Genomic DNA, 13,222 nt, shown 5'->3' with positions numbered 1-13,222 from the left:
ATAGCTCATTAAAAGCGAGATGTCGGTATTACCGGCTGAGTTTGCAATGGCACAGGGTTTGGTGCAGCGCCATCAAGCGCTATCCGGACGTACAGCACAAAACTATTTGGGGCATAGTAAGGCGAGCGCTCTAACTTCAAGCGATTACCAACAAAGATTGAAGGTGTGACTTGGTACTCCCAAGCGGCCAAGAATGAATAGGCGCTACCAGGTCCAGAACTTCCTGAATACGTAGCATTATTAGAGGCAGCTTGATAATCTGAGTTGGTCGGAAAGTATGGCGCAGCATCGGTACGAGACCAGTTGGTTGATACTGAGCCACCGACAACATAGGAGAAGCGGGCAAAACGTTGCGAGTAATTTAAAGGAAGTGTCACAGAGCGATAGCTTTGTGGACTATAGTAACCGCCCTGCCCATAAGTAAACTCTCCGGCATTTCTTTTGAAACCCCAGAGCATGCCGGTTAGACCGCTGGAGAGCTGCCGATCGGTTTCGTTCACGATGCGCCAGTTCAGACCAGCCATAAATTGATTGTCACTATTGCTCTGCACATTCGTACCCGTGAGGCTTCGTGCGCGATAGTAAGTCCATCCACCGAAGGTGCCACCCTGATCTAGACTCAAGCCAACGGTTCCGCCAGTTGCAACCATGCCGCCCCAGACAGAGCCAGTCACAGGGTCACGAGTGCCAGCATAAGAAAGCAAAGTACTGGTCATTGGTCGACGAGCCAACTCTAATGAGATACCCACAGGACCCGCATCCAGTTTCTGTTTCACTCCACCAATCCAGTTCTGAGTGAGGAAGCCCAATGGGGTTGTACCGATGTCAGCCTTAAAGTTTTGCTTTTCATACCCGACATTCAGAGCGGTACCCGATGCAGACTGATTTGAAAATGTAGTTGGGCAATTAGTTTTACAGGCAGCCATGGAGCCAAAAGTACTCACTTGATATGAATTACCAGCATCAATGGTCCCCGCATTGATGTTGACCTGGTCGGCTCTGAAAGTCACTCTTTCATCCGCGCGCATAAGCATCTTCCATTCCAGCGGTATCTCCGTAGCTCGGTAATACGACTGCCCTGGAGTGCCATTGAGGGATAGATAGTCAACAGCTGAGTCAATCCAGTTGGTACGCATATCTATCATGTCGGCCATCTGTTTGTATTGGTATGCACTGCCTGATGCGACAGCTGAGGGCTCCAAGATTGGTGGCTCAATCTGAAACACAGAAACACCAGATGAGCTTGCTACTGGTTTGAGTGTAGAAAGACTGCTGAAACTAGATAGCGGTACCGGTGACTGAGCAAGTGCGCGCTGCTCAATATCAATCGCCCTATCCAAGTAGCCCTCTCTTCTTTGGATCTGACTATCTAAATACATCATCTTGTAATTATTGGGGGTAGCGGAAATCAGCGGCTGAAGCCTTTGATTAGCCACCCGAATATCACCAGACTGAATGAGTTGACCGATTGCCCTCAGCTCAGCCGTCTGCTGTAGATCCAAAAAATCCTGCTTTTGACCTGGGCTTAGCTTTTGATTTGAGATAAACGTCATTTCCTTTAGGAATGCCTCTGGCTGCTCATTAATGAGAAGGTAATTGGCATAACGCAAATGCCACTCAACCGAGAGATTTGGGGTGCCTTGTTCTATCTTCTGAAAGAGCGCATTGGCTTGCTCTGTTTTGCCAATAGAACCCCACATGAGCGCAACCAAGGAAGAAAGGTCGGGGTCATTGGACACCTCACTCTCGAGCGTGGTTAGCTGAGCGATTGCCTGGGCTTGATCTCCTTGGGCATTCAGCCTCTTTACCTGGGTCAACTGTAGATCAACCCAAACGCCCCTTTGGAAGCGCGTAATTTTAGGGGTACGTTCAGACGCAGGAATGCGCTCCAAGACTTTTAGGGCTGGTTGATTTTGCTCAAGACCGGATAAGTACAAAGCGTAGGCATATAAACCTTCAACACTATTAGGGTGCGTTTTTAGAAAGGCATCAAATATTGCGATGCCCTCTTTAGGGCGGTGCAGCTTTGCGTATAAACGTGCCAAATCTAATCTCAACCAAACCTCATCCCTATCTAGTACGATGGCTTGTTTCAACAGCGTGATTGCTTTTTGGGTATCACCCGCTTTGAGTGCCTGACGAATATCAAAATCGAGTTGTATCTGAATGAATTTCTGCTTATCGCTTGGTGATAACTGGGTTTTGGCAAGCCGTTGCAATACAGGACTCAACTCGTCATCTCGCTGCAAGCGATTGAGCACATTAGCGTGAGTTAAACGGAGTGATGTGGCATCAGAGGATGGTTTTGCTAGCGCGCCTCGCATCAAGCTTAGGGCATCCTCAGTTTTATCAGCACTCAATAAGAAGAGCACATTGGCATTAGTCATCTCAGGATCATTTGGGGCAAGCCGCAACCCCTCCTTCATGACGGCTAACCCTTTATCGACTGACCCCACGCTCTCATAGACCCCGGCCAACTGAAAACGCAACCAGGGATTGAGTGGCTCAAGCTGTAAGGCGCTCTGCAGATAGGGAATGGCAGCTACACCCTGCCCTTTGCTCACCAAGTCATCTGCCTGTGAACCAAGAATCTTAACCCTCAAATAGTCATAACCTTTGCCAGCAGCACTATTTGCAGGCGCCTGAGCATTAATTAAGGCTAGCGCTTCCTCGCGTTTGCCGTCATTAATCAATAGCCGAACTAATCCACGTAATGCAATACCGTTGTCGGCTTCAATCGCCAAAGCTTCTCTAAACTGCTTTTCTGCTTCTTTGTTGTTACCTCGATCGGCCTCAATGGTTCCCAAAACTGCGAACCCTTCGGGGCCCTGTGGCTCCAATAGAATTGCTGAACGGATTTTTTCCATTGCTAAAGGGTAATTCTTTTTGTCCCGAGCATCTTCAGCCTGATGAATTTGCAACCAGTACTCACTGGTGGATATTAGACTCTTCCACTTGCCACCGTTTTCAGGATTGAGCGTTAGAGCTTTCTGATAGTAAGTAACAGCCTCTTCATAATTGCTTTGCCTCATCCGAATTACGCCCATGCCACCCAATGCCAAATAATCCTTTGGCCTCACCTTGAGAGTGTCCATCAGCGGCGCTTCTGCACCTGCAATGTCGCCCTTATCCAATAGATCCAAGCCAAGCTGACGGCGTCTAAGTACAGGATCACTCGCAATACGTTTACGCTCTTCAAGCGTATCCTTCTCCAGAATCCATCGACCGGTAATTTCTTGATTATGGGGATCCAACTTTAGATACTGTTCGTAATACGGAATAAGTTCTGGACCGGTATGCTGGGCGTTCAGAACCTCACGCCAAACCTGAAGTACCCGTTGCTTATCTACTTTGCGAACTTTATATGTTTCAGCCAAGTTCTGGAAGGCAAGATCACGGGTTTCTGGCTTTGAACCTAATAAGGCATCTAACGCCAAGGTGTATTGCAAGTTTTTAGGATCAGACTTTACTAAGCCTTCAATCCCAGCACGCGCTTCATTCCAACCCCCCGGTGAATTGGCAATAATTTTGTAATAACCGACTGCTAAATCACCTGGTGGGGGCCCATTTGGGAACTTCTCTTTTAGAAAAGCATTTGCCTCTGCTGACTTGCCACTTTTTTGAAGAATAGTAGCTTGGGTTAATACTCTTCTAGCCCCTGCAATTTCTTGCCTGCTAAGGGAGTTATCCGAAGCATGGACAAGCTCCACCATCCCAACCGAAGTGAGCAATACAAGACTCAAGCAGAGATGAAGTGCTTTCATTTTCAAAAGAATCATTTACCAAAGGACTTGGAGGAAGCAAGACTCTTGCGCTCTTCCGATAACTCACCAGTGAAAAACAGGTATGACAGAATTCTTCTTAAATTCTGAATCGCTAATGAAAATACCATTTTGGAGCCTTGACCATAAACGAAGCTCACGATCTTAAAGAAATTACTGTTATCAACGATAAATTCTGCACCCAAAATCACTTCATCACCTTCTTTAATGACTCGGCGAACCATGCAATCCATACGATGTTTTGCTTGCAGAACACCCGTTACCGAAACTTCAATCAATTCATTATCATTAATCAAAAAAGGTAAATTTACTTTGATGCCGACACCGGTTAAAGAGATATCAAAAACGCAGCCCTCCAGGGTTGCATCTAACTTGGGAAAATAAATTGTCATCTTTTGCTCAGCGCGTAAGCGAGGGAATGTTCTTGCTTGCTGATGATCAATCAGGCCAATTACATAAACCACAAATAAATAAAATAAATAAATAACCCAACTAGCCACGCCAGTAATAGCATAAAACCAAAAATAGGGATTAAAAAGCATGACAATAAAAGTGCCCATACTCTTTGAGATGTATGAAAAATAACCAGCAGAGTTTTCACGAACAGCTCGAAGTCCTAGCTTTGTTAACATATACAACTGAAGTTTTGATTGCTTTAACTCTGCACTAGCATCCCAAATCCGCTGCCAGCGTCCGCTATCGCCATATACAAAAGCAATCGCCTCTGGACTGGCCACTTGCTCGGCAATAAATTGGGTTCCGCAGAAATAGTGATCACTTTCTTTTTGCATCCGAACGATCTTAGCTTTAAAGGAATATTTGCCGCCATAGCTATCGGTTGTCGATAATGCAATAAATTGCCCAATACTTAAATCAGTATTTAGCGGCAAAGCAAATCCTATGCCGCTCACTGAAACATCCTCTAGGTTTGCTTCGATAGGCGTGGAATGGTTATCACACTCGATGGTAACCGTTCCTCCCCCGCCAATACGGTAATAAGCCCGAATTTGACGCTTTTCCCAAAATGCGCCTAAGGACATTAATCCCAACCAAATATTGATACAACACCACACTGCAGTAATAACAATGTTGTCATGCCAAATGGGTTCGTAATACCATCGGATTGCAGCAATCCCAATAGAAATAGCATTGATGCTTACCAAAATAAATAAAGGGAATGCGTCCCAACTGAGCTGCTCTTTTTCCAGCATTACCCCTTTGGGTGTTACTAAAAACTTTTGCTTCCAAGGATTTAAAAGTACTGGCATTAACTCTCGAATCATCCTGAATCCTTTGACAGTTTCATAAATTTCCGAAAAGAAAAGTTGACGTGATCCTGCAAAAAAATAAGAGATCACCACCAGAATACTTAATGCATAGGGTACCGTGAAATCGACCATCTGATGCCAATTGGCCGAGTACACATTTAATCCCAAGATCAGGAAAGCGGATGGTGCCAAGAAAAAGATATAGCGCGCAAATCCAAAGAGCCAGGAATAGCATGAGGAAAAATAGGCTAGACGCTGAGGCAGGCTAAGCCCTCGCATAAATAATGGGTTGTAGTGCATCAAGACCTGCAGCATCCCCTTAGCCCAACGAGAATGTTGCGTCAGGTAATCAGACGGGGTTTCTGGAGAGAGCCCGCAAACCATGGGTTTGTTTATATAACTGCTGTTGTAGCCATGTGCATGAAGGATCAGTGAGGTCTCACAATCTTCTGTAATGGTCTTAATGGCAATGCCCCCAATCTCCATTACGTATTGACGACGCAATACCGCTGCAGAGCCACAGAAAAAGGCAGCATTCCAAGAATTTAGGGCTGGCTGAATTTTTCGATAAAACATTTCACTTTCATCTGGACGGTTTGAAATTCCAGTAATCACGTTATTTACCGGGGTTTCATTGATGAAGAAATGCGGGGTTTGAACTAAGAACATTTTTGGGTCGTTCAAAAATTGCCCTACTGTATTGCTCAAGATGTCTTTTGTAGGAACTTGGTCGCAATCCAAAATTAAAATCAGGTCGCCGCTGCTATGCTGCAATGCATGATTAATATTTCCTGCTTTAGCTTTCTGATTAGTATCACGTGTGATGTATTGCACTCCAAGCTCTTTTGCAAGCCTTCTTAGACTGTAATGGCGCCTCCAGGCTGCATTACCCGTCTCCTTGCTACGGCGCTTTGCATGCGTACCTCCGTCATCTAGGATATAAATGTTGAGCTTTTCTTTAGGGTACTGAATCTGGGTGGCGGCGGTCACCGTCATGCGCACAATACTTTCAGACTCATCATAAGTGGGTATAAAAACATCTACCGATGGATAGCTTGACTCATCCGGAGATAAAGGAATGATTTCACTAGACATGGGTGAGAAATTCACAAACATGTCCAGTAAAAATAAAGTGAAACCGTAGGTCTCAGCCAAAAACAACATGGCAGTACCGATAAAATCAAAAAAGCTGGTGTAAGTTAAGGTATCAAAGATACGCCAAGCCATGTAACGACAGCTTACAAATAGCGCCAAAACAATAAATAAAGATCTCCAAGGTTGATTTCGGAAATACTTGACCTTTGACATTAAATAAATGATGAAGAAACTGCCCCAACCCAGATATAGCTGACCGCCCAAATTGAGTAACTCTTCGGCGAAGTAAATCATGACGCCAATACCAAGAGCAAAAAAGCATAGGCTTACTGTGATTCTGGAGTGTCGATCTTGCAGCAGCATTAGCGATGCACCAATTGAATAAACCATGCCCAAAGGGCTTCATAGCCTATAGTCAGCATGAGCACTCCAAAAAACAGCAACAGTATCCCAGCCACTAATTTCAGACCAAAGGAACGAATCGGCTGAAGCTCCAAATCAATTGCATTGGGGTCTTTTTGCAGCTTACCTAAATCAACCTCAGTGGGGCTCCAAAAGACCTCATAGGCATTGAGCGCGCGATCTTCACCCGTTCTCAGTAGCTGCCTCGTAAAGCGACACAGAAGTAACTCTGGATTTTTTAAGCTGTCATAAGCGCCTTCGGATAGATAAAGCTCCCCAGCACCTGCTGCCTCGGCCATAAAAACCACAAGCTGCTTGGAGCGCTCGTCTTCTCGTAAGCCGGTAAAAGGGTTAACGAGCGCAACAATTCCGATGGCAACCAAACCTATAGGGTTCACATGATTTTTGGAATTTAATAAATCAGCCTCTATCTGAATGGCTACACAAGCTAGCGCAGCAAAACTAACCTGATCGAACGCATAAATCAGTTTGCCATCAGAATGATCCAGCACAACCCCATGATAGGCTTTACAAATCCTTGCAATGAGATGCGTTAATTTTTCACGTACAGCAAAATTTGAGCTCTCATCTGATACCCCGACATCATTTCTTGGAATGATATTTATCTCAAAGGCACTTAGAAAATGACTCATCAGAAAAATGGGGATAAATAACGGATAAAGATCAACCCAATAGTGAGCACGATGATGAATACCGCTGCCGCGCCGAGATCCTTAATCTTTTTAATTTCAGGATGATGATCCAAGGTAATCAAATCACAGGTCTTTTCAATGGCAGTATTCAATGCCTCGACTGCCAACAGAACCAGCGATAACACCGCCACCAATACGGTGTAGACATTGGGCTTGTAGCAGAAATAAATAATGGCAAATGCCACCAAGACTAATTCCCTGAGAACTGACTTTTCTTTAATTAACTCTTTAATACCATCAAAGGCATTACGAGTTGCGGCAAATATATTTTTATTTTTCTGCATTGCTATTTAAATCATGCTTCCGCATCCTGATAGGTATTGGCAATTTCAAGAAAATGATTCCGCTCCAACATGAATGCCTCTACTACAGCGGGGTCAAAACGAGTACCACTTAAGCGCAAGATTTCTGTGCATGCATCCTCATGAGACCAACGATTTTTATAAACACGCTCACTCACCAGGGCATCGTACATATCCGCTAAAGACATAATTCGGGCAGACAATGGAATAGCCAGACCAGCCAATCCTCGAGGATAGCCAGAGCCATCCCAGTTCTCATGGTGACCACCTGCAATTTCAATCGCAGCATCCAATATATCGGTATGTTTAGCGTCCTCTACCTTTGCAGCCTCGAGCACCTGCTCCCCCAGAGAAGTATGCGTCTTCATGATGACCCACTCCTCCTGGGTAAGGGGGCCATTCTTTTTAAGAATATGGTCTGGTATGCCCACCTTGCCAATGTCGTGCAATGGCGCTGCCTTTGCCATTGCATCAATAGCCTCAGCACTCAAATCATCTTTGTAGACGCCCATTTCGCGGAGCTTGGAGGCAATTGACCGTAAATATTTTTTTGTTCGAAGAATATGATTCCCCGTTTCATTATCACGAACCATCGATAAAGCATTTAAGCTTTGCAACATACCTCTCTCGATCGCATGAGCACTCTTTTGCTGTACTTGCATTAACTTTTCAATATAGTAGTTGGAAATCAAAATACAAACTACCGTGTTCGATAAGAACGAAGAAATCCGCAGCGAGAACCCAAGCATGTCCTCTTGATATAGACTCACGAGAGTTGGATCTGGATGCAATATCAAAACTACCGAACGCAATACACGTGCGCACAACTGAAATAATTCCACTGCAATTAATAACTTGATTTGATAAGCATCCTCTGTTCGCATAATTCGAAGCAGCGTGCTCAACTGCCACAAGGAGACCAGAGCCAGAGCGGTATTCAATAGGTGAATACGTTGTTGTGTTTGCCCGTAAGCTACTAGATATAAATAGGCACAAAACACCCCAACAAACAAAATACTCGCAAGCGTCTTTTTGGCTAGAGTGAGTGAGTTATTCCATTTGCTAAACAAAAGCGAAATACAAATTGTTCCGGCCAGCAAAGTGAAGTTGCCAACAATGAGCAGCCACTTGCCAACCCAAGGGGCAATGAAAAAAGCGAGTGATGATGTAGCAAGGAGGCCCAGCGCAAAGGGCCAATAGAAGACGCGGTATTGATCTTTCTGATCACCCTTCCCCCAAAAGAAGGAGGACATCAAGCCTAAAAAGGTGATGAAAACCGCAAAATAGAATATTTGATTAGTTAACTGCATTTAAAGGGGTGAGATAAAAGACAAAGTCATTCCCAAAATTAGACCTATTGAGACTTAATCGTAACAGCTTATAGACCTCTGAATGGCCCAAAATCAGGGAAATGCCTATATTTTTCTCGCAAATATTGGATTAATTGCGCTAATATATTTAATAGAAATGAGATCCGCATGACCCATCCAATTATTCAATTCAAGAGGCGAGACAGTGGCGTAGCCGCCGTTGAGTTTGCATTAATTTTGCCTCTGCTAATGATGATTGTTTTTGGCATCATCAATTACGGGATTTTGCTCTATGACCAGGCCGTCATTACCAATGCTGCGCGAGAAGGCGCTCGCTGGGGGGCAATCAATACTTCTGCCGCAATTAGTTGTTCTGGTACCGCCAGCGGCACAGCAGACCCCTGTCAAATCGCTAATGGCTACACCCAAGCCAATCTTATTACCTTTGGTGGAGCCACTACATCAACATCAAGCGCAACTGGTGCAGGAACATCAGGCACCACTGTGACGGTAACCGTGAGCTATACATTCACTCAAATTGGCTGGATCGTCGGCAGCTCAACAAATGCCCTGACTGCATCGGCCGTGATGTATCACGAGTAATCAACCAACAATTGGGTTTGACTTACTGAACCAATATTGTCGTACCAGCACCTAAGTTGATGTTTTGACATGGGTCAGCCGAAATACCAGCACTCATATTGCCCTTCAATGTAAGTGAATTGGCGTACAAAGACCCTGTTACTGAGAACGAGGTTGGAGACCCTTTGAAGGTAAAGTCCGTATTAGGCAATTGCACTTTTCCCGTCAGAGTGATGTTATTGCCCGCCCCCGCCACACTAATAGATTGAAAGGTATTGGTGAGTGTTACCGGTTGATATACAACCATGCCGCCACCTGCAGTTCCACAAGTCGATGAACCATTGCTACTGTTTAAATTAACGGTTCCACTTAGATTAAAAGCTTTGTCCACGCCAACAATAATTGTCACGCCCGTTCCAGTCAGAGTATTGCCGTTATTATCAAAACCACCGTTGAAATAGTATGTTCCAGCAGTTAAGGTATTACTTGCACAAGACATGGATACGGCTGCTGAATAAGTACCCGGAAGAAAGGTTCCGACATTACTCACGCAAACGGGGGCCGTTCTGACTGTTGGAGATGATGGAGGTGTGTAAGCGGGAGGAGAGGGAAGAACCGCGCCATTGCTTAGAACCGATGGAGTGCAGCTACCGCAACTATTGGTTGAGTTGTTATAAACGGTAATGGTTGCTCCTGTGCCGGTTGCATCTATACCCGACTGATTCGTGGTTGAAATTCCTCCACCAACAGCCACTGACCCACCAGATACCGTCATGATGTGATTGCCATTCATGGAAACCACACCGCGGATAATTAAAGCATCCCCAGTCGCTCGCTTTCCTGCTATGGCTGTTTTGCTCAAATTCAGGGTATTAAAGCCAAAAAGCGGCAAGAAAAAGGTATTCCAACTGGTCGAGGCTGTTGCTTGAACGCAATTATTTTGAGTGGCTGTATTTGGGCAGGTTACTGAATTTGTAGTGGCGATGGTAAATCCATACGGATTGGTTAGTGGAAATTGGTCTCCACCACTAGTGCAGGTGCTATAGGTCCTAGCGCAGGCTAACGCTTCTGCATCGGCAACTGACTGTAGCTGGGCTTGACGCATATAAGCAAAACCAAAATCTACGGCAAAGGCAGCAAACCCAAGAAGCACTACCAATAGAATTGCAAAAAAGGGAAGAACTGCCCCGCTTTCAGCATCAGACAATTCATTACGAGAGTCTATTTTTTTATGGCACATGGTTTATGGTACCCCCAATACTTTTGATTAAGCAAGCTCATTAGTCAGACAAGGATCGGCTGGTTACATAAAAAACCGCCAAACCAAAAAGAAAGTAAAAAAGGTAAGAACCCGCAATTAAAGAAACAACAGAGTATGACTTGAGTAAACGTGGCTGCACCAAGAAATAAAGCAATGGCGAGGTAATCACCATGAATATGGATGCGTAAAGCGCAGCCATTCCAGTGGCTTCAAGAATCGTTTGCAGGTGGCCCTTCTTTTGTTTCCGCACAATACCATCCCGGTACTGAGTAGAACTAAACAATTCCTTTTGCTCTTTTTCCGCCTCTTGCTCATGTTTAAGGCGCGATTGCATTGCTTCGGCCTGAAGTAATGAATCAGCATGACTCTTTGAATACCCTTCTATTCCGTAAAAAATAGAAGCTCCGCAATGCGTGCACTGATGCAGCATGATGGTGGAATCAAGTAATGCGCCACAAAAGGGACAGTTCATTTGACCTTGATCCCATTCAGTTTCAAGGGACTTCTCCCGCTATTGAGAAAATATCGGCCAAGCAAATGCGATGGCTTTTCTATCAGGAAGTAAAAACCAACCGACATACATAGCGCAATTGAAATAATCGTTAACCAATTCAGATATGAGCCAAAATTGATTGGCAAAACAATAAAGACGGAAATACTCAATACATGCATCAGGTAGATTGAGTAAGCTCCGACCCCCAAAGGTTTAAACAGGTTAAATAAATAAGGCACGTTTTTTTGGCTGATTTCAGCATAAAGCCACCAATAAATAAATGGGCTAAAAATCAGAAATGAATACTTAGTATTTAAGAGAAATATATTAGGGAAATTTGGAATGACTTCATCTAAAAAACTCAGGACCGGCAAAGCGAGTCCAAGAAAAATAATAGCAATCCTTAAGCCAACAACATGGTTAAACGCGACCTGTTTTTTCTCAACAATCGTTTGCGCTAGAAGACAGCCAAGCAACCAAATAGGTAATCCCAAGACTGCAGTTGCAATCGGTGCAATGGGATTATCGAAATAAAAGAAATTTCCATGATTATGATCAGGAAGAAAAGCGGTGAGCAATGCCGCAATCAGCGCAAAGAACAGGACTTTGGAGATCGAAAAGCGCAGAAATAATATGCGCAAGTATGGATAAGCAAGGTAATACATCATCTCGCAGTAAAGAGACCATAAAACTTTATCCAAATTTGCCTGCACAAGCCAAGATAACAATGCAGCACAAAAGAGCGGGATAGCAATACGACAGAATCGAGATACCAGGAAACGATTTGAATCGAAGGGGGCGCCAGATGCATACGGCAGATGAATACAAAGGCCAGAAATAACGAAAAATATCATGACCGCCCACCCCCCATCACTTATGCCTAGGGTTAGTAGTGCCTGAAGCGATGAAGGCAGGTTTATAAGTGGCGGCTGAATGTGCCCAAACATGACATATAAAGCACATAGGCAACGAATCGCATCTATCGCCTTGAGATGTTGGGATTTGTTAGCGACAGTTAGATGCTGCATGGATTACTCGTCAAGAGCAGAAAATTGCGACCTTATTTGGCTATGCCATTGAAAATAGGAGAAAGGGATTTTCCAATGGTAATAATTGCAGGGCCCAGTAAGACCACCATCAAGGCTGGAAAAATACAGAGTATCAAAGGAATTGTCATTTTGACCGGAATCGTTGCAGCCACCTCCTGAGCCATCAAAGCACGCTTCTCTCTTAAGGAGTCGGCGTGAACTTTTAACGCTTCAGAAATACTGGTACCAAAGTGCTCAGTTTGAATCAACATGGCAACCAGGGCATGAATATCCTCGACACCTGTGCGATCGGCTAAGTTTTTCAAAGCATTTTCACGAGTGGCGCCCGTACGAAGCTCTAAATTTAGAATATGGAACTCCTGAGCAAGGGCCTTACTTTCAATCTGCAACTCCTTGCCTACCCGCTCAATGGCAGAATCAAGACCTAGGCCAGCACTAATGCATACGCGCATCAGATCCAACGCGTTAGGAAGACTTTCAAAAATTTGCTGCTTTCTCTCTTTGACTTTTCTTGAGAGCCATATATCGGGCAAGTAATAACCAATTCCAGAGAGCAAAACAGCCACAGAAAGAATGCTTAGCAAAGAGCTGGATGATCGGCCTATTAATGAAATCAGAACATATAAGATGGGCAATACAAGAGTGAGCACTGTTTTGAGAGCAAAGAAAATCAGGGCATCGAGCTCACGGTAATATCCAGCTCTCATAAAGCGTATGCGAAAGCGAGAGCTTTCCCATTCCTCATCAGGCATCGAGAAGTTGATTAGCTTGGTAAGCATATTTTTAGAGAAAATCTCTAAACGAGTGCGCAATGGATTTAGCTCGTCCAAAGTCTCGGTGCGTATTGATCCCAAGCGACGATGAATAGAGCGCTCAGAAAAGTAGCGAATGATGATGTAGTAACTCGAGCTTGTAATCAATACAAACAGGAGGATAAAAATGAGGATGCGGATAATTTCCATAAA

General features: G+C 44.4%; 10 protein-coding genes. 1 reads left to right on the top strand and 9 read right to left on the bottom strand.

Features of this window, described 5'->3' with window-relative positions; all coding sequences use genetic code 11:
* Positions 1-8 precede the first annotated feature (8 nt).
* Genes ICN39_RS08165 through ICN39_RS08145 form a run of 5 tightly spaced genes read right to left on the bottom strand, consistent with a single transcriptional unit; the run spans position 9 to position 8,815 of the window.
* Positions 9-3,764, bottom strand: coding sequence for a cellulose synthase subunit BcsC-related outer membrane protein (locus ICN39_RS08165; protein ID WP_216233559.1), 3,756 nt, complete (start codon positions 3,762-3,764; stop codon positions 9-11).
* A gap of 11 nt (positions 3,765-3,775) precedes the next feature.
* On the bottom strand, positions 3,776-6,535 hold the full coding sequence (bcsA, locus tag ICN39_RS08160; protein WP_216233558.1) for a UDP-forming cellulose synthase catalytic subunit: 2,760 nt from the start codon (positions 6,533-6,535) through the stop codon (positions 3,776-3,778).
* Positions 6,508-7,200, bottom strand: coding sequence for a hypothetical protein (locus ICN39_RS08155; RefSeq protein ID WP_216233557.1), 693 nt, complete (start codon positions 7,198-7,200; stop codon positions 6,508-6,510). The genes bcsA and ICN39_RS08155 overlap by 28 nt, the downstream gene beginning before the upstream one ends.
* Positions 7,200-7,544, bottom strand: coding sequence for a diacylglycerol kinase (locus tag ICN39_RS08150; RefSeq protein ID WP_216233556.1), 345 nt, complete (start codon positions 7,542-7,544; stop codon positions 7,200-7,202). Before ICN39_RS08150 ends, ICN39_RS08155 begins: the two co-directional genes overlap by 1 nt.
* 11 nt (positions 7,545-7,555) lie before the next feature.
* Positions 7,556-8,815 carry an HD-GYP domain-containing protein gene (locus ICN39_RS08145; protein ID WP_216233555.1) on the bottom strand — a complete coding sequence of 420 codons (1,260 nt, stop codon included), beginning with the start codon at positions 8,813-8,815 and terminating at the stop codon, positions 7,556-7,558.
* A 225-nt stretch (positions 8,816-9,040) separates the two neighbouring features.
* Between ICN39_RS08145 and ICN39_RS08140 the strand changes: the two genes are divergently transcribed.
* Positions 9,041-9,475, top strand: coding sequence for a TadE/TadG family type IV pilus assembly protein (locus ICN39_RS08140; RefSeq protein WP_216233554.1), 435 nt, complete (start codon positions 9,041-9,043; stop codon positions 9,473-9,475).
* A gap of 22 nt (positions 9,476-9,497) precedes the next feature.
* Here ICN39_RS08140 and ICN39_RS08135 read toward each other — a convergent pair whose 3' ends face one another.
* Genes ICN39_RS08135 through ICN39_RS08120 form a run of 4 tightly spaced genes read right to left on the bottom strand, consistent with a single transcriptional unit; the run spans position 9,498 to position 13,219 of the window.
* Entirely contained in the window at positions 9,498-10,694 is a 1,197-nt protein-coding gene (locus ICN39_RS08135) for a TadE/TadG family type IV pilus assembly protein (protein WP_216233553.1), read from the bottom strand.
* A 40-nt stretch (positions 10,695-10,734) separates the two neighbouring features.
* A complete protein-coding gene (locus tag ICN39_RS08130; protein ID WP_216233552.1) occupies positions 10,735-11,187 on the bottom strand; it encodes a hypothetical protein in 453 nt (150 codons plus the stop codon).
* Positions 11,184-12,236: an acyltransferase gene (locus ICN39_RS08125; protein WP_255532391.1), complete on the bottom strand. Its 1,053-nt coding sequence runs from the start codon at positions 12,234-12,236 to the stop codon at positions 11,184-11,186. Before ICN39_RS08125 ends, ICN39_RS08130 begins: the two co-directional genes overlap by 4 nt.
* A 32-nt stretch (positions 12,237-12,268) precedes the next feature.
* Complete coding sequence (locus tag ICN39_RS08120) at positions 12,269-13,219, bottom strand: type II secretion system F family protein (RefSeq protein ID WP_216233550.1); 951 nt, start codon at positions 13,217-13,219, stop codon at positions 12,269-12,271.
* Positions 13,220-13,222: the final 3 nt, after the last annotated feature.

It is taken from the genome of Polynucleobacter sp. AP-Reno-20A-A9 (assembly GCF_018882085.1).
In the GTDB taxonomy this organism is placed as follows: Bacteria; Pseudomonadota; Gammaproteobacteria; order Burkholderiales; family Burkholderiaceae; genus Polynucleobacter.
The sequence above is the reverse complement of the archived record's forward strand: the minus strand, read 5'-3'. Positions and strand labels throughout refer to the sequence as shown.

Bases quoted from the DNA above. Each gene is read 5' to 3' on its own strand.
- ICN39_RS08165 (WP_216233559.1), bottom strand. From the start codon at position 3,764: ATGAAAGCACTTCATCTCTGCTTGAGTCTTGTATTGCTCACTTCGGTT.
- bcsA (WP_216233558.1), bottom strand. From the start codon at position 6,535: ATGGTTTATTCAATTGGTGCATCGCTAATGCTGCTGCAAGATCGACAC.
- ICN39_RS08155 (WP_216233557.1), bottom strand. From the start codon at position 7,200: ATGAGTCATTTTCTAAGTGCCTTTGAGATAAATATCATTCCAAGAAAT.
- ICN39_RS08150 (WP_216233556.1), bottom strand. From the start codon at position 7,544: ATGCAGAAAAATAAAAATATATTTGCCGCAACTCGTAATGCCTTTGAT.
- ICN39_RS08145 (WP_216233555.1), bottom strand. From the start codon at position 8,815: ATGTCCTCCTTCTTTTGGGGGAAGGGTGATCAGAAAGATCAATACCGC.
- ICN39_RS08140 (WP_216233554.1), top strand. From the start codon at position 9,041: ATGACCCATCCAATTATTCAATTCAAGAGGCGAGACAGTGGCGTAGCC.
- ICN39_RS08135 (WP_216233553.1), bottom strand. From the start codon at position 10,694: ATGTGCCATAAAAAAATAGACTCTCGTAATGAATTGTCTGATGCTGAA.
- ICN39_RS08130 (WP_216233552.1), bottom strand. From the start codon at position 11,187: ATGAACTGTCCCTTTTGTGGCGCATTACTTGATTCCACCATCATGCTG.
- ICN39_RS08125 (WP_255532391.1), bottom strand. From the start codon at position 12,236: ATGCAGCATCTAACTGTCGCTAACAAATCCCAACATCTCAAGGCGATA.
- ICN39_RS08120 (WP_216233550.1), bottom strand. From the start codon at position 13,219: ATGGAAATTATCCGCATCCTCATTTTTATCCTCCTGTTTGTATTGATT.